We start from the raw sequence: 22,286 nt of genomic DNA, 5'->3' as shown, positions 1-22,286 counted from the left end.
GCAAAAGGGCGCTCCCGTATTGGGAACGCCCTTTAGTAATTGCTCTTTTATTTTTTAAGGATGGCTCCGGCGGCACGGAAGCCCACAGGGCTTCCTCTTCGACCGCCTCGCGTGAAGCCGAATATTGAACTGAGGCTCCGCCTCAGTTCAGCGGCTTCACAAGCGGGAAGGTGATGGTCTCGCGGATGGTGGCGCCGGTCAGTGCGATGAGCAGTCGGTCGATGCCCATACCCATGCCGCCTGCCGGAGGCATGCCCACGCCGAGGGCCTCCAGGAAGTCCTCGTCGATGTCGCAGGCTTCCTCATCGCCGGCGAGCGCATCCTTGGCCTGGGCCACGAAACGTTCACGCTGCACGACCGGGTCGTTGAGCTCGGAGTAGCCGGTGGCCAGCTCGAAGCCGCGCACGTACAGATCCCACTTCTCGACCACGCCGGCCTTGGAGCGGTGGCCCTTGACCAGCGGGGAGGTCTCGACTGGGAAGTCGCGCACGAAGGTCGGCTCGTACAGCTTGTCCTCGTAGAAGTGCTCCCACAGGTGTTCGACGAGCTTGCCGTGGTTCTCCACGTCGTCGCGTTCCACGCCGAGTTTGTCGGCGATCTCGCCCAGGTGCTCCACGGAGGTGCCGGGGTTGTCCGGGCCGCCGTTCGGCACGATTTCCTCGCCCAGGGCCTCGGAGAGGGAGTCGTACATGCTGATGGTCTTCCATTCGCCGCCGAAGTCGTATTCGGTGCCGTCCAGCAGGGTCACCTTGTGGCTGCCGAACACGTCCATGGCGGTGTCCTGCACGAGCTGCTTGACGAGCGCGCCGATGGTGTCGTAGTTGCCGTAGGCCTGGTAGGCCTCGACCATGGTGAATTCCGGCGCGTGGGTGGCGTCGACGCCCTCGTTGCGGAAGTCGCGGTTGATTTCGAACACGCGGTCGATGCCGCCGACGAGGCAACGCTTGAGGAACAGTTCCGGCGCGATGCGCAGGTAGAGGTCAAGGTCGAAGGCGTTCATGTGCGTGGTGAACGGACGAGCCGCGGCACCGCCGTGCACGGTCTGCAGCATCGGGGTTTCGACCTCGAGGAAGTCATGGTCGGCGAAGGTCTTGCGCAGGGAGGCGACGGCCTTGGAACGGTTGCGCACCATGTTGCGGATCTTCTCGTCCGCGATCATGCCGATGTACGGCTTGCGGGTGCGGGTGTCCTCGTTGAGCTCCTTGTGCAGGGCCGGCAGCGGCTGCAATGCCTTGGCGGCGATGGCCCATTCGGTGGCGAATACGGACAGTTCGCCGGTCTTGGAGGCGATCACGCGGCCCTTGATGAACAGGTGGTCGCCCAAATCGACCAGCTGCTTGAACTGCTTCAGGGAGTCGGCACCGATCTCCTTCTTGGAGATCATGCCCTGGATTTTGGTGCCATCGCCGGCGGACAGCTGCACGAAGCATAGGCCGCCCGCGTTGCGCAGGAACAGCACACGGCCGGCGATGCCGACCACGTCCCCGGTCTCGTCGCCCGCTTCGAGCTTGCCGTCATACTTGGCGCGGACCTCTTCGATGGTGGCGGTGACGTCAAGGGTCACCGGGTACGGCTGGATGCCTTCCTTAAGCATCATGGCGCGCTTGGCCACACGCATCTGCACCTGTTCCGGGTGGGCCAGCGGGCCGAATTCCTTATTGGACGGGTCCACGGCCTCGTCCAGCGCGGCGCCGCCGTTGATCTTGGCGCGAATCGCAGCATCCTGCTGCAGCAGCATTTCGGCGCGTTCCACCGTGGTCATGGTGGGAACTGCGGCCTCTTCTTCGTTCTGATTCTCTTGGGATTCGTTGGTCTCAGTCATAAGCCCCAAGTGTACCGAGAAGCCACTACACAACACGCGACACGCCGACCTTGCATACAGCGCCCAATCGTGTAATATATCCAACTGTTGCCAAACGGGCTGTAGCGCAGCTTGGTAGCGCGCTTCGTTCGGGACGAAGAGGCCGCGGGTTCAAATCCCGCCAGCCCGACAACTAAGGCGGAACTTCGGTTCCGCCTTTTTCTTTGCCTTTCCATCAAACCGACGCTTGGCACCGTCTCACCGTCGGTTTCGCGGGAATCGCAATATCGAACCGACGCTTGGCACCATCCAAGTGCTGGTTCGGCGGACAATCCAAAATAAGGAATCCCCATGAAGAGAAGCATTCTGGCGCTGGCCTCCGGCGCCTTCATCCTCGGCGCCGCCGAATTCGTGATGATGGGCATCCTGCCCCAGACGGCCACCGCCATGCATGTCAGCATTCCCGCGGCCGGCCATTACATCTCCGCATACGCCATCGGCGTGTGTGTCGGCACACTGATCCTGGTGTTCGGCCGCAAGGTGCCGCCGAAGCATCTCATCATCCTGTTCATGGCCATCGCGTTGGTCGGCAACACGCTCAGCGCCGTCTCCTTCTGCTCGCCGATGCTGCTGGTGGCGCGTTTCATTTCCGGCCTGCCGCATGGCGCGTTCTTCGGCACGGCCACGCTGATCGCCAAAACGCTTGCCGACAAGGGCAAGGAGGCGCAATCCGTGTCCATGATGGTGATGGGCCAGACGGTGGCCAACATGCTGGGCGTGCCCGCGGGAACGTTGCTCGCCGAGGCGATGTCCTGGCGGCTGGCGTTTGCGATTCTGGCCGCCTGGGCGCTTATGACGATCGTCGTGGTGATTTCGTGGGTGCCGTCCATCGATCCGATCAAGGACGCCGGCATCAAGGGGCAGTTCCGCTTCCTCACCCATCCCGGCCCGTGGCTGATTCTGCTGGCCGTGTTCTTCGGCAATTCGGGCATCTTCTGCTGGTGGAGCTACGTGTCGCCGTGGTTGCAGAAAACCGGCGGATGGTCGGCGACGATGGTGCCGATGCTGATGGTGCTCGCCGGCCTCGGCATGGTGGTCGGCGGCATCGTGGGCGGCAGGCTGACCGACCTGTGGAAGGCGGGCGCGACCGCGGCGCTATCGCACGGCATCGCCTTGTGCGGACTGTTGCTGGTCTTCCTGTTGCCTGGTAATCATGCGACCACCGCGTTGCTGACGTTCATCATCGGTTTCGCGCTGTTCTTCAATTCATCGCCACAGCAACTGCTGATGGTGCAGGCGGGCGAAGGCGGCGGCGAGCTGATTGCCGGTGCCGCCGTACAAATCGCCTTCAATTTCGGCAATGCGATCGGTTCCATCGTCGGCGGAGCGGCACTGACCGCGACGGCGATGAATTACCATTTCACCGGCATCGCAGGCGCGCCGATCAGCCTGCTCGCCGTCATCCTGCTGGTGCTCTACACCCGTCGCTACGAAGCCCGCGCCTAGCCCCATCCCAACCTTCCCATCCTTCTCCCCCAAATCCCATCTCAGCGTCGATCCCATCGCCCCCAATCCGCGAGACCGACGCTGAGGAGGGCCTAAGCGTCGGTTTGGCGGAAATCGCAATATCAAACCGACGGCTGGAGGACGCTCAGCGTCGGTTTGGCGGAAAGGTGCGGCGAAACCGACGGGTTTCCACATATCCACAGGTGGATTGTGGAGGGGATTATTGCGATTTTCCCCTGATTTCGTATTGTTTTACGGCACGGGAGCATTGACTCGCGGCGCAGGAATTGCGATCGTTCCGCGGATTCCCCATGATTCCGTGTTTTCCGCGCCACGTACGCCGAATACGACTAGAGTGGCGTACCGTGCGAAGCATTGTGAAACGAATTCTCGTCACCTGCGCGGCGACTACCGCGCTGGCGCTTCTTCTGACCATGGTCCTATGCGCGCTCGGCAATGCGATGGCGCCGAAATGGCAGGTCGAGCCGTTCACGGACCATATCACGCTCACCACGACCAATACCGCTATCCAAGCCGTTGACCAGGCCACAGGTGCCGTGCTCAAAACCCCGCAGGAGGGCGCGTACCGCACCAAGGAAACGCATATCACGGTCGCGTTGGACGGCAGCAAAACCGTGAATGCCATCGTTCGCGAGCCGCTCGACGCGCCGGCAGATCATCCCGCATGCCTGTTCCTGCACGGTTCGGGCACCGGCAAATCGTCGGAGGCGTTCGGCGACGTGGCGAACGCGATGGCGTCGGCCGGCATCACCACTCTCGTGCCGGACAAGCGGCTCGACAACTACACCATGCTGCACCGCGACTACGTGTCCAGCGCGCACGACTATGCGAAATCGCTGGAAATCCTGAGAAAATGGCCGGGCGTGAGCAGATCGGAAACCGGCATCTACGCCGAATCGGAAGGCACATGGATCGCCACCGTGCTGACGCAACAGCATCCGGATCTTGCCTTCGCCATCCTCACCTCTCCCCCGGTCGTTTCGGGCCGTCAGCAGATGACGCTCGCAGCCACCAATTATCTGACCGCCGCGGGCGCACCCGATGCCGTCAAGCAGCTTATTCCGCGCATCACCAGCCTTGGCACACAACGCATGGGACTCGCCTATGCGGATTTCGACGCGGCCAAATACCGCACATCGCTTACCATGCCGCTGCTTATCAACTATGGCGTCAAGGACACAGCCATGCCGGTCGAACAGGGCGCGCGGCTGCTGATCAAAGCCGCAAACCAGGCTGGCAATACGAATGTGACGCTGCGGTATTATGACGCGAACCATCAGCTTCGAACCGGTTCGAATCAGACGGTTCCGGGACTGCCGTTGGAACCGCATTACACGCACGATCTGGAGGATTGGATCAACGCGGTGACGAGCGGCACGGGTGCGAACGGCTGGGCAACGCCGATGATCGCCGGAACGCAGCCGAATCAGACGGTCGCGGCACCGCTGAAGACCCCGCCCGCGCTGGTGAAGTCGATGGGTGTGATTGTCGGCGCAATCGCGGTTTGCCTGCTCTGCGCGCTGCTGGCGATGTGCGGCGCGCCAATTCTGCTCATCGCCGGCTGGGTGCGCGAGCGCCGTGCGTCACGGCGGGTATCGCACGATTCGGCTTCGACGGAACCGGCGGAGCCAACGGATTCGACTTCAATGTTTTCAACGGATGCGACCACACCGACAGGTCCATCCACACAACCGAATGCGGCACGTCCAATCGCAATAACCGACCATCGATTCCCGGTCGGCATGCGCGTCGCACTGGCGCTCAACACCCTCCTTGCCGTCGGCACGACCGGCGTGTTCCTGGCGTATCTGGTCACCGTCATCATTGATGCGATCTCGTTGACCGACAATTCGGCGGCGCTTGCCAAGAACTGGCATGCCATCGTCATGCTCACATGGCTGAGCCTTGTCGCGTTCGCCTGGCTGTTGGCGGAAATCATCGTGGACGCGTGCCGTCGTCATGCTAGGAATCGCGCGATTGCAAGCATAGATGACGATGCGGATATGAATAATGGCCACGATGCCGCAGCCGGAAGCCGATGCGATATAGGAAAAGATGGAAAAGCATGCATCGGATCCGGCCATGTCATCGTGGCCACGTGTGTGGTGGTGTCGGCGGCGCTATCGTTGGCGCTGCTGGCTTTCTGGGGACTGTTCTGCTGACTGGCGTTCCCGTCGGCGCAGACGCACCGCGGCGACGACGGCCCAGACCACGGAAATGATGAGCAGCAGCGCGCCGAGACCGCCGACCACGTAGAAGAACAGCGTCGAGGGATTCGGCATCCACCGCCATGCGCCGATGGGCAGCAGGCACAGCATGGACATCAGGCCGATCAGGCAGAAGAACACGCCCAGCACGATGGTTCCGGTGCTTGGTCCGGACGGGCGGATTACCAGCTCGCCGTCCGTTTTGCCGATGCGCACTTGCTTGGAGGGGTCGACCGGCTCGGCTGATTTGGCTGGATCAGCCGATTTGACGGAACCGGTCGGACGTGCCGAACGGCCCGCAAAGCTTCCGCGCATGTCTTGTCCGGAGGTTTCCAGCGATTCGGCCTCGTCCTGCGATTCGAACTTCCTCTGCGCTTCCGGACCGCCGTCGAACGGCTTCTGGAACGATTCGGTCTTCGCCTCGCCCGGATCGTCGACGGCCGGCAGGGTTTCCGTGGGCTCGTCCGAGACCTCCGCGATTCCCATGACGTCGGTCAACGGCACTTCACGGGTTTTCTCGTCACTCATTTCGTTTCCTTTCCGCTGGCGCTTTTCCCGACGTTCTTTCCATCGACGCTGCCATGCGATTGGCCGCCCGTCGTTCCCACTGGCAGCTTGCTGTCGGACGTGTACTGCATGGTGACACTGCCGCCGACCGTTCCATCGACGTTGACATACAGATCCGGTTCCTCCGGAGCCTTGTCCGAATCGATCGACGGCCAATACCACTTGTTCTCGTAGATCGTTTTGAATGCCTTGTCGAGATCCGTGCCGGCGTATACCGAATCCTGCGAATCGTTCTCCGTATCCGAACCGGCATCGCCCGCATCATCATCGCCGGAATCGTCGAAATCGGTGGTGCCGTTGAGCGCCGGAACGCCCTTGTTTACGCCATGATGGCCGAGTCCCGAATCATCGTTCTCGTCGAGGGACAGGCCCATGAAGCCCGTGCCGTTGAAGAACGTAATCCCGTCCGGCCCTCCTATGTAATCCGTGACGTTGGTGTAGCCGTCGTCCGGATCGCTGACCGACCACTGGCATCCGTCCGGCAGCGTGACCACCACCTGGGCGTTCACCACCACCAGATTCAGCTTCCCTGTCGGACATGAGCTTTCGCCGTACGTGCCGTCGTTGAGCTTGACCTTGTGCTTGCCATGCGCTGCCGGATATCCGCTCAAATCGATGTCGAGCACATCGTTGGCGTAGTTCTTGCCGACCACCACCAGTCCCTGTTCGTATCGTTTCATCTGGGCGTCGCTGGTGTCGCTCCATGTCACGATGCCGGAGACCGTCGTGCGGTGGTAGTCATTCGACATCATCCAATCGCGGCTTTCCCATGCCACCGCACTCGTGCAGAACGTCATCACCACGGCCATGAACGCCGCGCACCATGCCAGCGGATGCAGGCCGCCGGTGCGACGGCCCATGCAACCAAGCACGACGATCACCACGCCGATTCCCAGGCAGATGCCGCCGCAGCACAGTGTGGCGAGACGCAGCACGCGCAAGGCGTAATCCCAATCAACCGGCATCGTAATGGCGTACCAGCCAGATCCGGCGATCGCCAGCAATGCCAAGCCAAGCGTCACCAGTACCAGCAGCGGTCCGGCTGGCTTGCGGCGGGCGCGTTTCGACTGCGGCGCCGCCACCGTCGGCGGAACGGTGAAGGTCGGCGGCACATTGGCCGTGGCAAACGCTGCAGGCGGGTTCACCGGCTGCTGAAACGTCTGGTATAGCGATTGGACGGGACGCGCGTACTGCTGGTAGCCGGAAGGCGCGGGACACGTCGGCTGCGGCATCGGCTGGCCTGGCGTGCCGGGCATGTTTGCAGTGGTGGCCGTGTTCGTGGACATCGGCTGCGGCATATATTGCGATTGCGCAGGCCGCACCGGCCGTCCCGGCTGAACGGGCTGAGCAGGCTGCCCAGGCCACGATCCGCCCTGCTGCGGCGGCTGCCAGCTCGCCGCATACGACTGGCGGTTCACCAGCAGCCAGAACACCAGCACGGCCACGCCGAACGCCAGCCATCCGGCGCCGGGCAGGCACAGCGCCACCGCGGCGCATACCAGCGCGCCCGCGCAGTTCCAATCCCAATGGCCGTTGACCAGCTCCTCGCACAGGATCCGGCCATCCGTCTCGTCCGGTAGCAGGAACCAAGCCAATGCGTAGAACGCCGCTCCGGCGCCGAACAGTAGCGAGGTGAGAATCACCAGCGCGCGGACCAGGGTGGCGTTCCATCCCAAGCGGCGCGCCACGCCGTCGCACACGCCTGCGATCCACCGGTTGCGGCCGCGCGTGATCCGGCTGGAGCGGATCCATGCGAAGAATCGATTGCCGCGATTCGGCTGCGGCTGATACATCGGCGGCCGTGGCTGCGATTGCGGTTCGGCAGAACCAGCGGCACTGCCGCCTTGCGGATTGTTGTTTGCGTTGCTCATATCTCCATTACAGCAATCCGCAGCCGTCATACGTATCGGGGAACACCCTGAATCTGCCCTGAACACCAGCTGAAAGCCCTGAATCGGCATCCCCGACAGGGCACAATGGAAGCATGAAGTCCTTAGCCAAACCGCGGTACACGCAGGAACAGTACGACCAGGCCAGCGCGGTCTACATGCGCTGGTGCTACGAACAGGCCCTGCGCGAAGGCCGTCCCGTGCCGTCCAAGCCGGCGCGACTGCCATTGCTGCGCCCGACGTACGGCCGCGAGGTCGCTGGCGTGGCCAAGGCCATCAGCATACATCTGGGCGTGTCCGTTCATCTCATCCGTTTCATTTTCGTGGTCACCACGTTTTTCTTCGGTGCGGGCGCGATCGCCTATATTTTTCTGTGGATCACCGTACCCGTCGGAGACCCGGTCCAGCAGGCGTACGTCATCGCCGGCAGCCAGCCCGTCGAGAACGCGCCGCTGTCCCACGGCAACGTGAGGAACGTAAGAAACCTAAGGAACGTCGGAAACGGCGGCGCGCAATCGCAAGACAGCGACGGCAACGCGGACGGCATGCAATCCGGCAGCGGAGCACAATCGTCCGAAAGCCTGGAACAGATGTTCGCCAACGCGCCGAGACCCGCGCTGCTGGCCATGGCGGGACTGCTTATGCTGGGCCTATGCGTGGCGATGGCGGCGAAAGGCATTGAAGGCACGCTGATTGTGCCGTTGCTGCTCGGCGTGGTCGGCGTCGGCGTCTCCTGGCTGCGGTTCAACGCGAAGGACGGCCAATTATGGACGATGCTCGGCGGCATCGCGGTCATTTTCGTCGCGTACGCGATCTACATCGCCACCCACGTGCGCATTATGCAGTCCGCACGGCACGCCACGTTCACCATGCTCGTCGCCGGTTTGGCGCTGCTTGTCGGCGTGTTGCTGGCGATTGTGCCGTGGATTATGACGCTGGTGCGTGATTTGGGCACGGAGCGCGCGCTGAAGGAGCGCGAGGAGGAGCGCGCCGACATGACCGCCCACCTGCACGACGGCGTGCTGCAGACGCTGGCGCTGATCCAGTTGCATGCCGATGACCAGCAGACCGTGTTTTCACTGGCGAGGCAGCAGGAACGCGAGTTGCGCGAATGGCTATATCAGGAGCGCACCACGTCGGATCGTTCCGTCAACGCCGGTTTGAAGCAGATCGCGGCGCATGTGGAGGACACGCATGGCAAGCCGATCGAGGTGGTGACGGTGGGCGACGCGCGGCCGAGCGCGCAGACCGACGCGTTGTTGGATGCCACGCAGCAGGCGCTCGTCAACGCCGTGACGCATGGCGGCGAACCGGTGTCCGTCTACTGCGAGGCCGGCGACAAGCTGGTGGAGGTGTTCGTACGCGACCATGGCGACGGCTTCGACGTCGACGCCATTCCAGCGAATCGCCTGGGCATCCGCGAGTCCATCATCGGACGTATCAAGCGCCGCGGCGGTACAGTGGAGATTGTGTCGAGGCCCGGCTGGGGCACGGAGGTGCGCATGCACATGCCGATTTCAGGAGCGGCGGAGGATGCGGACAGCGCTACGACCACCACAGCGGACGGCGATACGGGCGTGCAATCGGCGCAATGAACACGGCACATGCAGCAGGTGCGGCAATGAATCAATCGAACCAAGGAGCAGGAATGAGCGAGTGGGAACAGCGCATCAGAATCGCCGTCGTGGACGACCACGAAATGTTCCGTGCGGGCGTGATCGCCACGTTGCAGCCGCATTTCGACGTGGTCGGACAGGCCGCGGATGTGGAAGGATCGGTGGCGATGATCGCGCAGACCAAACCGGACGTGGTGCTGCTGGACGTGCATGTGCCGGGCGGCGAGGGCGGCGGCGGCACCGAAATCCTTACGAAATCACGGCCTTACTCCCCCAATACCGTGTTTCTTGCGCTGTCTGTTTCCGATTCGCCGCAGGACGTCGGTTCGGTGATTCGCGCCGGTGCGCAGGGATATGTGACGAAGACTATTTCCGGCGACGACCTGGTGTCCTCCATCAAGCAGGTGCATGAGGGCTACGCCGTGTTCTCGCCGAAATTGGCGGGATTCGTGCTGTCCGCCTTCCAGAACGGCCCGAGCGCGAACGGCGCGTTCGGCGGCCCGATCCACGATGACGAGCTGGACCGGCTGTCCAACCGCGAGCAGGAGGTCATGCGGCTGATCGCGCGCGGCTACACGTACAAGGAGGTGGCTTCGGAACTGTTCATCTCCATCAAGACCGTGGAGACCCATATGAGCTCGGTGCTGCGCAAACTGCAGCTGTCGAACCGTTCCGAGCTCACCCGTTGGGCCGCGGATCGACGGATTGTGTGACGTTGCCGCCACGACAACGACAATCGCCATAAACGGCATGGAAAAGGGCTTACCGAAAAATCCTTCGGTAAGCCCTTGATTGGTGCGGGCAGAGCGAGATTCGAACTCGCGGAGGCTTGCACCTCAACGGTTTTCAAGACCGTCTCTTTAGACCGCTCAGACATCTACCCTTTGCGCCTAACATCGCTGCTACGCACGAAACGCCAATATACCACAGTGCGCGGAAGTGCGACACCTGGCACAGCCTCCATCCCCGTCGCTTCCAACAGAAAACCGCACACGCATCTGCCCAGAACGACACAAACGGCACTGGGACCGTCCAACATACGAAAAGCGGCGCCGGCACAAATGCCAACGCCGCTTTCACGGATTCATATCAGACGCGAACGTCTTGGAAAATCAGGCTTCCCACTTGGTCGGCTCGATGACTTCCTTGCCGCCCATGTACGGACGCATGGCCTTCGGAATTTCGATGGAGCCGTCCTTCTGCTGGTGGTTCTCGAGAATGGCGACCAGCCAACGGGTGGTGGCCAGCGTGCCGTTCAGCGTGGAGACGGCGCGGGTGTTGCCATCCTCCATACGTTCGCGGATGTTCAGACGACGGGCCTGATACTCGGTGCAGTTGGAGGTGGAGGTCAGCTCACGGTAACGGCCCTGGGTCGGCACCCAAGCCTCGCAGTCGAACTTACGTGCCGCGGAGGAGCCCAGATCGCCGGCGGCGGTATCGATGATGCGGTACGGCACCTCGACCTTGCCGAGCATTTCCTGCTCCATGGCCAACAGGTGCTCATGCTCCTTGTAGGAGTCCTCCTGCTTGGCGTAGACGAACATCTCCACCTTGTCGAACTGGTGCACGCGGATGATGCCGGAGGTGTCCTTGCCTGCTGCGCCGGCTTCACGGCGGTAGCAGGAGCTCCAGCCGCAGTAGCGCAGCGGGCCGTTCTCAAGGTTCAGGATCTCGTTCTCGTGCATGCCGGCGAGCGCCACTTCGGAGGTGCCGACCAAATACTGGTCGTCCGGCTCGCGCAGGCGGTAGATTTCGTCGGCGTGGGAGTTGAGGAAGCCGGTGCCGCGCATTACTTCCGGACGCACCAGCGTCGGGGTGATGGCCAGGGTGAAGCCGTGTTCCTCGGCCTGGTCGACGGCCATGGTGAGCATGGCGATCTGCATGCGGGCCACCTGGCCGCGCAGGAAGTAGAAGCGGGAGCCGCCGACCTTCACGCCGCGCTCCATATCGATACCGGCCACGCCGCGGCCGAGCGTCAGGTGGTCCTTCGGCTCGAAGCCTTCGGCTGCGAAATCACGGATCTGGCCGACCTTCTTGACCACGACGTAGTCGTCCTCGCCACCTTCCGGAGCTTCCGGCTCGACGATGTTGGACAGCTTCCACATGGCGGTGGTGTATTCCTCGGCTGCGGCGTCGGCTGCGGCCTTGTATTCGGAGACCTTCTGGGAGAGTTCCTTGGTTGCGGCGATCAGCTTGGCCTTTTCGTCGGCGGGGGCGGCGGCGACCTTCTTGCCGATCTCCTTCTGCTGCGCGCGGGCAGCTTCGAATTCCTTCAGAGAGGAACGGCGAACCTCGTCGGAGCGCAGCACCTCGTCGACCAGTTCGACCGATTCGCCACGCTTACGCTGGGATTCCTTGACAACGTCAGCATGTTCACGAATGAATTGAATATCAAGCATGCTTCCCAGCCTAGTGCCGAAAGCAGACACTGACGCCATCGTTCTCATTTTTGGATATAACGTGAGGGAACGCCGAATTTTTCATGTCGAATTCGTCTTTTTGCGCAATCGCATAGACAATAGAGGCATGCCTATGCCAGTTATCGTCCTGCTCGTCATCATCGCCGTGGTCGCCGTATGCGCGGCCGCCTTCTTCGGATACCGCGCGTACAAGCACCGTACGCTCGCGGAGAAGCTTGACAAGCGTGACGATGACCAAGTGCATTACGCGTTCATAGTCAATCCTTCAAAGCCCCAGGCGGAACAGCGCAAGCAGCATATCAAGGAGTTCTGCGAGGCGAAGCATCTCACCCAGATCGAATTCATCGAAACGCAGCTCGACAAGGACGGTCGCGCCTGCGCGTTCGAAGCGTTGGACCATGGTGCCGATGTGGTGGTGGCTGTCGGCGGCGATGGCACGGTGCGTACCGTCGCGAGCGCGCTGTCGGGTACCGGGCATGCGCTGGGCATCGTGCCGATCGGCACCGGCAATCTGTTCGCCCGCAATATGGGCATTCCCGTGGACGATATCGATGCGGCGCTCACCGTGGCCACGTCGCACGGCTCCCGTCTGGTGGATGTGGGCCGTCTGACCCTTCTGGATGATGAGACCACCGACCACGGGCATGCGTTCCTCATCATCGCCGGCATCGGTTTCGACGCACTGATGATCGACGACACCGATCCGGAATTGAAGAAGAACATCAGCTGGCTGGCTTATTTCGTGTCGGGCGTGAAGAATCTGTTCGCCCCGAAGTACAAGGGCAATGTGACCATCACCAGCGCCGACGGCAGCACGCATTCCACGCGTGGTCTCACGTTCCGCACGTTCATGGCGGGCAATTGCGGCCAGATCCCCATGTTTTCGCTGATGCCCGAAGCTTCCTATGACGATGGCATCCTCGACTACGAGATCATCGACACGTCCGGCGGCCTGATCGGTTGGGCGAATCTGTTCGGCGACGTGCTGCACCAGACCATCACCGGCAAAGCTCAGCAGAGTCCGCTGTCCACGAACTCCACCGTCGACCAGGTACAGGGCGTCAGCGCGGAAATCACTTTGGAGAGGCCTGTTTTGGCGCAGGTGGATGGCGATATGCTGCCTGAAACGAAGCACATCCGTTTCAGCGTGGAACGTCAGGCCCTATGCGTGCGCGTGCCGGAGGCCGCTTCCGAAGATACCGGCATACTGGCGTTGAACGCGAATATGTCGGCTACGCCAACGAAACCGCAGCCGACCGAACAGGCAAGCGGGCAGCCGGCCGAACAGTCGAACGATTAGGAACCGTCAGGAATGCGCGGAACGGGCTGCTGAATATCGGAAGATACCGGAAACTCAGTCGACCTGCCGATTCACTCCGTTGGTCACGCGCGCCACATGCAGGGCAAGATAGGCGATTTCGGCTTCCGTAAGGTCGGAACCAAGACGCATCTTCACCACCACGGCAAGCTGCCTTGCGCACTGGCAAGCCTTCGGATATGAGGTTTTGATTGATTCGATGATTGGTTGCGGCTCATCGTCGAGCTGCTCATGCTGGTGGATGCGTACGAACAGGTAACGCAGATGCGTGATGAATCGCGCCACATTGACGCTGTCCTGCGCAAGCGTGATGCCGTACGCGCCTTCGATGACGGCGATCATCTGCTGGATGATGCCGGTCATGGTGTAGGTGGCGGACAGGTCGCCGCCGGAGAATCCGGCATTCACCAAATGCAAGGCGAGCGCCACCGCCTCACTGCGGGGCAACGCGCCACCCAAATACGTGTTCATCGCGTCGACCATCGCCACGCCTTTGGCGTATTCGTCGGCGTATAGGGAACGTACTTCCGCTTCGAGCGGATATTCGATGTTCTGTTTTCTTTGCGCGCGTTGTATCGCGCCGCAGATGTGGTCGGCGAGCGCCATGACCAGGGTTGGCTGCTTGTCTGCCTGTTCTTTCAGCCCCGTACGGTTCATGGCGTCCGTGACGAGTCTGATGATTTCGGGCGGGATCCCGGCCACTTGTTGCGCCATGTGGTCGGGATCCTTGCCATCGACGGGGATGAACCGACGGACGATCTTCGCGTCATCCACATGTTGTCCCGGCTTGGCTTGGAAGCCTATTCCACGGCCTGTGAGAATCACCTCACGATCACCGTCTCTAGCCAATACGACATTGTTGTTGAATACGCGAAGAACGTCCACGTCGACCCCTTTTTCGCCTCTGTGTGACAGGTTAGCGCTGGATGTCGATCACCTCGTCCCCTGCCTTGACGTCGATGCCGGTCTTCGGCGTGACGGAGGTGAGGGCGGCGGTGTTGAGCACCGTCATCAGCGTGGTGGTGCTGTATCCAGCGTCCTTCACTTTAGCAAAGTCGACGGAAACCAGCGGATCGCCGGCATTCACGCGCTCATCGGCCTTGACCTTGACGACAAAGCCCTCGCCGTTCATCTTCACGGTGTCGATGCCGACGTGCACGAGCACTTCCACACCGTCATCGGTTTTGATGCCGAAGGCGTGGCCGGTTTCGGCGACGGTCTGCAGCACGCCGGAGACCGGGGCCACGACCTCGCTGTCGGTCGGCTGGATGCCGACGCCTTCGCCGAGCGCGCGGGAGGCGAACACCGGATCGCCGGTTTCGTCCAGGGCGATCACGTGGCCGGCGACCGGAGCGTTCACCACGGTGGTCGCGGCGGCGGCAGCGGCCGGAGCTTCGGTCTTGGTGGCGGTAGCAGTCGCGGTGGCGGTGGTGGCAGCCGGAGCGGCTTCCTTGGCTTCGACCGCCGGAGCGGCGGCCTTCTGATCGGCGGCGGCGCGGGCCAGCACTTCAGCCTTCTGTTCCGGGGTGCGGTAGTCGAAGGTGATGATCAGGAAGAAGGAGGTCAGGAAGGAGACCGCGATGGACACCGCGTACACCCACATCTGGTCGAAGACCGGAATGGTCAGCAGCGAGGTGAAGGCGAAGGCGGTGGTGGTCACACCATGCACGGTCTGGCCGGCGGCGGTGACGGACGGGAAGAGCCAGCCGAGGACGGCAATGACGACGCCACCAAGGCCGCAGCCCACGAGCATGCGCTTGTAGACCAGCTTGTACCGCAGGTGGATGCCGTACAGGGACGGTTCGGAAACACCACCAAGCAGGCCGGCTGCGAGCGCGCCGAGAGCGGTCTGGCGCATGTCCTTGTCCTTGTCACGCACGGCGATGAAGAGCACGCCGGCGGTGGCACCGAAGCAGGCGAAGTTCCACACGCCCATCGGGCCCTGGATGAAGTCGTAGCCGAGCGTCTGGATGTTCATGAGCATCAGGGCGTTGAGCGGCCAGTGCAGGCCGAGCGGCACGAGGAACGGGTACAGCAGCGGGATGATGATGGCGAAGATGAACGGTGCATGGGTGTTCATCCAAGCCAGGCCGACGCCGAGGCCGTTGCCGACCCACACGCCGATCGGGCCGATGATGAAGGCGGTCAGCGCGCCGACGATGATCATGCAGAAGAACGGCACGAACACCAGCTGGACGCTTTCGGGAATGATCTTCTTCAATCCGTGGTAGACGAGGGCGAGCACGGCAGCCATGAGCAGCGGCACGAACACGTTGCCGCTGTAGTCGCTCAACGCCATCGGAATGCCGAAGATGTTGGCGGTGCAGGACTTGGTGCCCAGAGCCGCGTTCTCCACGCACGTGGTGGTCTTGGCGTCTATCAGGCTGGTGAACTGCGGGGTCATGAGGATGGCCATGATGGCGCCGCCCAGCCACGGATCGACCTTGAGCTTCTTGGAGGCGTTGTAGGCGACCATGATCGGCAGGAAGTAGAACACGCCCTTCCAGATGGCCTTGACGAACACCCAGCCGGCGGAGGCCTCGTCATTCGGAATGACGTTCAGTGAGATGAGCAGGTTGACCAGGGCGATGATGATGGAGGCGCCGAGCAGCACGCCCAGGATCGGGCGGAAGGAGTCGGCGAGATACTCGAAGAAGGAGTCCAGCCATGCCACCTTGCCGCGTGCCTTGGAACGGGCCTCGGCCTTGACGTCGGCGTTGCTCTTCTGGCCTTCGCCGGATGCGGAGGCGGCACCGGCGTTCGCCATTTCGGGCAGATGCATGATGTTTTCGTATACGGTGGCCACGCCGCCGCCGATGACGACCTGGAAACGGTCACCGCTTTGCGGGACCGCGCCAAGCACGCCCTTCATATGTTCGAGGGCGTTCTGGTCCACCTTGGACGCGTCCGCCAGCTCGAAGCGCAGTCGGGTGGCGCAATGCGTCAGACTGCGAACGTTTTCAGGTCCGCCGATCGCAGTGATGATCTGCGATGCGAGAGAGTCAGCCATCCTGATTCCTTTCTATTTCCTTCCGATGGGATTCGATGACGCAGCGCGGCTTTTTTGCAACAAAAAAAGACCCGGAACATGGCAAACCAATGCCACATTCCAGGTCTTGCGTCTAAAAATGTTGACTTGCAACCCTGCATGAGTCGAATTCGTTAGAAACGATACACTATCGGCGTGCGATGCGCAAATCGTCGGGCATCGGGACACTGAAACCCCAATTCCATACTGGAGACACGCCGAGACGTCAAAAAGAAAACGTATTCATCGCACATTGTGGGATGGCTTTCCGCGTTCCGCGCAAACTCGTGGCACAATGAAGGTATGGTTGCAAAAAATGCGGGAATGCCCGCCACCCCAGCAGATCTGATCAATGTCGACGAGGTCATTGGAAAGTACTATGACGTCGTCCCCGACCCGAACGTTCCGGAGCAGCGCGTCTCCTTCGGCACTTCCGGACACCGTGGTTCGTCCCTGAAGACCTCATTCAACGAGGCCCACATCGTGGCCATCACGCAGGCCATCGCCGAATACCGCAAGAAGGCCGGCGTCACCGGCCCGCTGTACATCGGCCGCGACACCCACGCCCTGTCCGAACCGGCTTGGAAGACCGCCATCGAAGTGCTCGTCGCCAACGGCGTGACCGTGCGCATCGACTCCCGTGACGACTTCACCCCGACCCCGGTCGTATCCCAGGCCATCCTGACCCACAACCGCGCCGCCGACGGCACCCAGCGCTTCACCGGCGAAGGCCTGGCCGACGGCATCGTCGTGACCCCGTCCCACAACCCGCCGACCGATGGCGGCTTCAAGTACGATCCGGTCACCGGCGGCCCGGCTCCGGCGGACGTCACCAACGCCATCGCCGACCGCGCCAACGAGCTGCTCGGCGATTTCAGGAACGTCAAGCGCGTGCCGTTCGAGCAGGCCGTCAAGTCCGATCTGGTCGAGCGTTTCGACTTCCGTGAGCACTATGTGGCCGATCTGGAGAACGTCATCGACTTCGACGTGATCCGCTCCTCCGGCGTACGCCTGGGCATCGACCCGCTCGGCGGCGCTTCGGTCAACTACTGGCCGCTGATGAACGAGAAGTTCAACCTGACCATCGACGTGGTGCGTCCGCAGGTCGACCCGACCTGGAGCTTCATGACCATCGACCATGATGGCAAGATCCGCATGGATCCGAGCTCCCCGTACGCGATGAAGGGTCTGGTCGATTCCCTCAACAACGGCGCTTGGGACAAGTACGATCTGGTCGGCGGCACCGATCCGGATGCCGACCGCCATGGCATCGTCTGCCCGAACTGGGGCGTCATGAACCCGAACCACTACATCGCCGTGTGCGTGGAGTATCTGTTCGGCGGCAATCGTCCGGGCTGGCCGGAAGGCGCCGGCATCGGCAAGACGCTGGTCTCCTCCTCCCTGATCGACCGCGTGGCCGCTTCCATCGACGCCAAGCTCGTTGAGGTTCCGGTCGGCTTCAAGTGGTTCGTGGACCCGCTGTTCAAGGGCGAGGTCGCGTTCGGCGGCGAGGAAAGCTCCGGCATGTCCTTCCTGCGTAAGGACGGCCGCGTGTGGACCACCGACAAGGACGGCCTGATTCCGGACCTGCTGGCCGCTGAGATCACCGCGAAGACCGGCAAGAACCCGGCCCAGCTGCACCAGGAGCAGGTGGAGCGTTTCGGCGAAAGCTGGTACAAGCGCGTCGATACCCCGACCACCCTCGAGCAGAAGCAGAAGTTCGCCAAGCTCACCGGCGACGACGTCGAGGCCACCCAGCTGGCCGGCGAGGACATCACCGCCAAGCTCACCGAGGCTCCGGGCAACCACGCCAAGATCGGCGGTCTGAAGGTCACCACCAAGGACAACTGGTTCGCCGCCCGTCCGTCCGGCACCGAGAACATCTACAAGGTGTACGCCGAGAGCTTCGAATCCCCTGAGGCTCTGGACAAGGTGCTCGCCGAGGCCACCGAGGTCGTGGACAAGGCTCTGGCCGAGTGATACGGCGTTCCGCCAAGTAATCAAGGCGTAGCGCGAAAAGACCCGTTCCGTATGGAGCGGGTCTTTTTCGTTGTCGATATCCGCCGTATGGCACGAAACGTGCTTTTCTGGCATGAAACGCAAGCTCCGCGGCACCCCGTATTTCCCTCTCCCGGTACGCTTGGAAGCAGAGCCGGAACGTCATCCGCGCAATCACGGCACAGCAAGGAGGGAACGTGCGCATCGCCATCGTCGAGGATCACCCTGCCGAACGCGAACTGATCGCCACCATGTGCGCGGAATACTTCAACGGCCGGAACGTCGGCGCAACCGCCGGCAGGAATGCCATGCAAACGGTCTGTGACGTTTTCCCCGACGCGAAATCGTTCATCGAAAGCTGGAAGAACAGCCGTTACGACCTGCTGCTGCTCGACTGTTATCTCAGCGACGAGAATCTGCCGCATGCCACCACCGGATTGGACATAGCGCGGCTGCTGCGCAATCAGAACGACGACTGCGCGATCGTCTTCATCACGTCCAGCACCGATTTCGCGGTGCTCGGCTACGAGGTGCAGGCGAGCGGTTATCTGCTCAAGCCCGTCAATCGCAAAACCTTCGAAGCCACCATGGAACGCGTCGAGGAGCAGCTGAAGGCAAAACCGCCGGTCACCCATCTGGCAAAGGCGCAGTCGCCCGGCACGGTGGATTCCAGCTGGCATGTGGCGTTCGGCAATCCGGCCGTGACCATGGACCGGCGGCTCATCGCATACGCCCTGTCCAACGCGCACTACGTGGAATTTACGTTCGCGGACGGCACCCAGACCAAAATCCGCACCAATTTCTCCGATGTGGACCGACGGCTCACCGTGTTCGACAACTTCTACCGCACCGCGCGAGGCGTGCTCGTCAACTTCGACTACGTGTCCGGCATCACCAACGCGCAGTTCGTCATGAAAGGCGGCAAACGCATTCCCATCACGAAAACGGCGGTGACCACCACCTGCCGCGCATACGCGGAATACACGTTCACCCGCATGCGTACGGAGGACTGACATGTTCGCACCACTCGGCGAAATCATCCGGAACGGCATCGCCCAAACCACCCCGTCAGGTCTGTTCTTCGCCATCGGAGAGCAGCTCAACGCGTTGTCCGGCCTGGCATTGTGCCTCATCATGGCATGGAGTCACATGGACAATCCACGCCGTAACGGCACACTGTTCATGTCCATCGGACTGGTCTGGTTCCTGCTATGCGGCGTGCTGTGCGGCACTCTGGGCATCCCATCACTGTGGACGGTCATTCCGACCGCGCCGCTTGTGCTGCTGGTCCTGCGATGGCTGACCGAACTGCCATGGCGGCAACTGTTGCTGATTGTGGCCACGGCTTCCTACATGGTGGCGATCGTCTACTATCTGTCGCTCGTCATCGATGTGGCCGTTCTTGGCGCGGATTCAACCAATCTCCGCGTCGGCTGGCCGGGACTGGTCAATCTGCTGCTGCTTGACGTCATCGCACTGGTCTCGCTTTGGCATCCGCTGCATGATTCGATTCCAGCCACATTCGATTCCCCATCCATCAGCAAAGGCTTCTGGCAGCTTATCTGGCTGTTTCCGTTCGTTTCGTCCGCGATTGTGGTGTGGTGCATGCCGGCGGACAATTCCACGCTGCTGGACTCGCATATGCTGGAAATCGCGTTCACCGTGGCGGTGGTCTATTCCTGTTTCATGGTGTTGGCGTATTTCCTCATCTGGTACATGATTCAGCAGTCGGACCGTCTGCTCGCGGCCCGCAGGCGACAGCATTATGAGGCTTTGCAGACGTTGCAGCTGCAACACATGAACGAGCGGATCCGTGAGGCGCGTCAGATCAAGCACAACGTGCGTCACCACATCCACTCACTGCAGGCGTTGGCCGCGGCTGAAGACATGGATGGCATCCGCTCATATCTGGATGAGATGTCCAAACACCGGCTGCTGCAACCGGCACCAATGCAGTATTGCGAGCATGCGTCGCTGAACGCGGTGCTTGTCTACTATTGCGATTGGGTCCGGCATTTGGGTGCGGATGTGGACGTCAAAGCGGCGGTGCCGCAATACATCAACATCAACAACGCGGAATTATGCTCCATGGTCGGCAATCTGCTGGAGAACGCCACGGAGGCCATCACCCAGCAAACGCAGGGCGAGAGGCGGCTCAAAGTGCGCATCCGGTATCGTTCCGGCCCTCCGGCGGCCCTGTTCATCACGGTGGACAACACGTACGGCGAAGCCGATACCAGCATCGAACAGATCGACGGCGATCTCGTCTCGACCAAACATGGTGGCACGGGGCTGGGCACCGCCACCGTACGAGAGACGGCCGAACGGCACCATGGCACGGCCTCCTTCGAGCACAGCGACGGCATGTTCCGCGCCTCCGTCATGCTGTGTCTCGGCGACTAATCGCATATGCCGTTGCCATGCGGTATCGATAGGCGATACCGCATGGCGGACGATGCGGTATGACGGGCAAACGGCGAGTCGCGCGGCTTTCGTAGGGTAGAAGCATGACGATTACGGTTTCAACAGACGGTTCCGCGCTTGGCAATCCGAATGGTCCGATGGGTTGGGCCTGGGCCGACCACGAGCCCGCGGCAGGCGGCAAGCCGGGGCACGAGCATGCCGGCGATTGCGATGCCGGCGGCGCGACGAACGGCACCAACCAGATCGGCGAATTATGCGCCGTGCTGGAGGCGTTGCGAGCGCATCCCGGTTCCGAAGACCTGGTGATCGAGACCGACTCGCAGTATGCGATCAACTGCTCCACCAAGTGGGTGCAGGGTTGGAAGCGCAACGGCTGGAAGAATTCGCAGAAGAAACCGGTGAAGAACGCCGATTTGATCCGCGCCATCGACAATGAGATCGCGCATAGGGCGGGGTCGGTGCGATTCGTGTGGGTCAAGGGTCATGCCGGCAACGCGGGCAACGAGAAAGTGGACGAGCTGGCACGCACGTATGCGGGCGATTGCCGTTCGCATGTGCGCGAAGGCTATCTGCCGTTGGAAGGATGGCAGTCGCTGCTGGCTTCCGAGTATTCGCGTGGCACCGATGTTCCCGAGGATGCGAGGATGCTGATGGATGGTGCGATCAGCGCCGCCGAATACCACATGGGACGCGGACAAGGCGATTCCGCCACGACCGGCACCGGCGATTCCGGTGCCGATACCGCCAATTCCAGCAACAGCACGAAGCCGCGTTCGATCGCCAGCATGCTGGCGGAGCCGGAAGGCGTTTCCCACGACCTTGCGGATTTCGGACAGACAACCGATGACGACGCAGATGATGCGGTGGAAACGACCGTGCTCGAGACCGAACCGGCGGAAACCACCACAATGCTTGAGACCGAAGCGACGAAGGTCATACCCGAATCCAGCTTCCCGGACGCGGGCGGTCCAGCCGAACCGGACGAATCCGGGAAAACGGACGAATCCGGTGAACCGCATCAATCCTATGCGCAGATGCTGGTCAAACCCGACTATTTTCCCCGTGAAGGCGACGAGAACGACAAGCCGGTGACTGGCAACGCGGACGGCACGGACACGGACAGCACGGCCGTACCGCAGAATGCGAACGAATCGCGCAGCGAATCGCAAGACGACGAAGAATCGGCACCGGAACAGGCAGCTTCATCGCAATCGCAGGATCTGCCGAAACTGCCGCATCGTCCAAGCCCATCGGGCCTGTCGGTGTCGGGTACGGTGCGGTTCACTCCCCCACCGGAATCCAGCCCGACCTTCGACGGCAATCCACGTCTCATCCGTGGGTATATCGCCGTGGAAGGCTATGTGATGGGTGACGGCACGCTGGTATTGGACGAGGCGCCGTTCGCGGTCAAACATAGCTGAGCGAGACATGTGGGGAGCGGCTTTACGCAAGCCGCTCCCCACATGTCATTTCATGCGCGTCTTTTTTTGC

At 61.9% G+C, this 22,286-nt stretch carries 15 protein-coding genes and 2 tRNA genes; 10 read left to right on the top strand and 7 right to left on the bottom strand.

Going from position 1 to position 22,286, the window contains the following annotated elements:
• Nucleotides 1-142: 142 nt before the first annotated feature.
• Nucleotides 143-1,822: a lysine--tRNA ligase gene (gene lysS, locus BAD_RS02000; protein WP_041777247.1), complete on the bottom strand. Its 1,680-nt coding sequence runs from the start codon at nucleotides 1,820-1,822 to the stop codon at nucleotides 143-145.
• 95 nt (nucleotides 1,823-1,917) lie between these two features.
• Here lysS and BAD_RS01995 point away from each other — a divergent pair.
• From BAD_RS01995 to BAD_RS01985, 3 genes are all read left to right on the top strand, one after another.
• Nucleotides 1,918-1,991: transfer RNA gene (locus BAD_RS01995), tRNA-Pro, on the top strand.
• A 161-nt stretch (nucleotides 1,992-2,152) separates the two neighbouring features.
• Nucleotides 2,153-3,307 carry an MFS transporter gene (locus tag BAD_RS01990; RefSeq protein WP_011742854.1) on the top strand — a complete coding sequence of 385 codons (1,155 nt, stop codon included), beginning with the start codon at nucleotides 2,153-2,155 and terminating at the stop codon, nucleotides 3,305-3,307.
• 434 nt (nucleotides 3,308-3,741) lie between these two features.
• Nucleotides 3,742-5,490 carry an alpha/beta hydrolase family protein gene (locus BAD_RS01985; RefSeq protein WP_070105418.1) on the top strand — a complete coding sequence of 583 codons (1,749 nt, stop codon included), beginning with the start codon at nucleotides 3,742-3,744 and terminating at the stop codon, nucleotides 5,488-5,490.
• Here the strand turns inward: BAD_RS01985 and BAD_RS01980 are convergent.
• Nucleotides 5,449-6,063: a hypothetical protein gene (locus BAD_RS01980; RefSeq protein ID WP_003808200.1), complete on the bottom strand. Its 615-nt coding sequence runs from the start codon at nucleotides 6,061-6,063 to the stop codon at nucleotides 5,449-5,451. The genes BAD_RS01985 and BAD_RS01980 overlap by 42 nt on opposite strands.
• Nucleotides 6,060-7,973: a PspC domain-containing protein gene (locus BAD_RS01975; RefSeq protein ID WP_231837102.1), complete on the bottom strand. Its 1,914-nt coding sequence runs from the start codon at nucleotides 7,971-7,973 to the stop codon at nucleotides 6,060-6,062. The genes BAD_RS01980 and BAD_RS01975 overlap by 4 nt, the downstream gene beginning before the upstream one ends.
• A gap of 113 nt (nucleotides 7,974-8,086) precedes the next feature.
• Here BAD_RS01975 and BAD_RS01970 point away from each other — a divergent pair, with 113 nt between their 5' ends.
• Both BAD_RS01970 and BAD_RS01965 read left to right on the top strand, forming a co-directional pair.
• Nucleotides 8,087-9,586: an ATP-binding protein gene (locus tag BAD_RS01970; RefSeq protein WP_003808196.1), complete on the top strand. Its 1,500-nt coding sequence runs from the start codon at nucleotides 8,087-8,089 to the stop codon at nucleotides 9,584-9,586.
• 53 nt (nucleotides 9,587-9,639) lie between these two features.
• Entirely contained in the window at nucleotides 9,640-10,320 is a 681-nt protein-coding gene (locus tag BAD_RS01965) for a LuxR C-terminal-related transcriptional regulator (RefSeq protein WP_011742850.1), read from the top strand.
• An 85-nt stretch (nucleotides 10,321-10,405) separates the two neighbouring features.
• On the opposite strand, the gene BAD_RS01960 is transcribed toward BAD_RS01965, so the two are convergent.
• Nucleotides 10,406-10,490 (bottom strand) — tRNA-Ser (locus BAD_RS01960).
• A gap of 229 nt (nucleotides 10,491-10,719) precedes the next feature.
• On the bottom strand, nucleotides 10,720-12,006 hold the full coding sequence (gene serS, locus BAD_RS01955) for a serine--tRNA ligase (RefSeq protein WP_011742849.1): 1,287 nt from the start codon (nucleotides 12,004-12,006) through the stop codon (nucleotides 10,720-10,722).
• A gap of 127 nt (nucleotides 12,007-12,133) precedes the next feature.
• On the opposite strand from serS, the gene BAD_RS01950 reads away from it, so the two are divergent.
• A complete protein-coding gene (locus BAD_RS01950) occupies nucleotides 12,134-13,327 on the top strand; it encodes a diacylglycerol/lipid kinase family protein (protein ID WP_011742848.1) in 1,194 nt (397 codons plus the stop codon).
• Nucleotides 13,328-13,381: 54 nt separating this feature from the next.
• Here BAD_RS01950 and BAD_RS01945 read toward each other — a convergent pair whose 3' ends face one another.
• Both BAD_RS01945 and BAD_RS01940 read right to left on the bottom strand, forming a co-directional pair.
• Nucleotides 13,382-14,230, bottom strand: coding sequence for a PRD domain-containing protein (locus BAD_RS01945; RefSeq protein ID WP_021912806.1), 849 nt, complete (start codon nucleotides 14,228-14,230; stop codon nucleotides 13,382-13,384).
• Nucleotides 14,231-14,261: 31 nt separating this feature from the next.
• The gene (locus BAD_RS01940; protein WP_011742846.1) at nucleotides 14,262-16,355 is read right to left on the bottom strand and encodes a glucose PTS transporter subunit IIA; all 2,094 of its coding nucleotides are present in this window, start codon (nucleotides 16,353-16,355) and stop codon (nucleotides 14,262-14,264) included.
• Between the two features lie 321 nt (nucleotides 16,356-16,676).
• On the opposite strand from BAD_RS01940, the gene pgm reads away from it, so the two are divergent.
• The 4 genes from pgm to BAD_RS01920 all read left to right on the top strand — a co-directional run bounded on the left by pgm (nucleotide 16,677) and on the right by BAD_RS01920 (nucleotide 22,216).
• The gene (gene pgm / locus BAD_RS01935) at nucleotides 16,677-18,353 is read left to right on the top strand and encodes a phosphoglucomutase (alpha-D-glucose-1,6-bisphosphate-dependent) (protein WP_041777476.1); all 1,677 of its coding nucleotides are present in this window, start codon (nucleotides 16,677-16,679) and stop codon (nucleotides 18,351-18,353) included.
• 215 nt (nucleotides 18,354-18,568) lie between these two features.
• Entirely contained in the window at nucleotides 18,569-19,384 is an 816-nt protein-coding gene (locus BAD_RS01930; protein WP_041777246.1) for a LytR/AlgR family response regulator transcription factor, read from the top strand.
• Nucleotide 19,385: 1 nt separating this feature from the next.
• Nucleotides 19,386-20,774 carry a sensor histidine kinase gene (locus BAD_RS01925; protein WP_011742843.1) on the top strand — a complete coding sequence of 463 codons (1,389 nt, stop codon included), beginning with the start codon at nucleotides 19,386-19,388 and terminating at the stop codon, nucleotides 20,772-20,774.
• 104 nt (nucleotides 20,775-20,878) lie between these two features.
• Complete coding sequence (locus BAD_RS01920; RefSeq protein WP_011742842.1) at nucleotides 20,879-22,216, top strand: ribonuclease H family protein; 1,338 nt, start codon at nucleotides 20,879-20,881, stop codon at nucleotides 22,214-22,216.
• Nucleotides 22,217-22,286: the final 70 nt, after the last annotated feature.

The organism is Bifidobacterium adolescentis ATCC 15703, assembly GCF_000010425.1.
Lineage (GTDB): Bacteria > Actinomycetota > Actinomycetes > Actinomycetales > Bifidobacteriaceae > Bifidobacterium > Bifidobacterium adolescentis.
The sequence above is the reverse complement of the archived record's forward strand: the minus strand, read 5'-3'. Positions and strand labels throughout refer to the sequence as shown.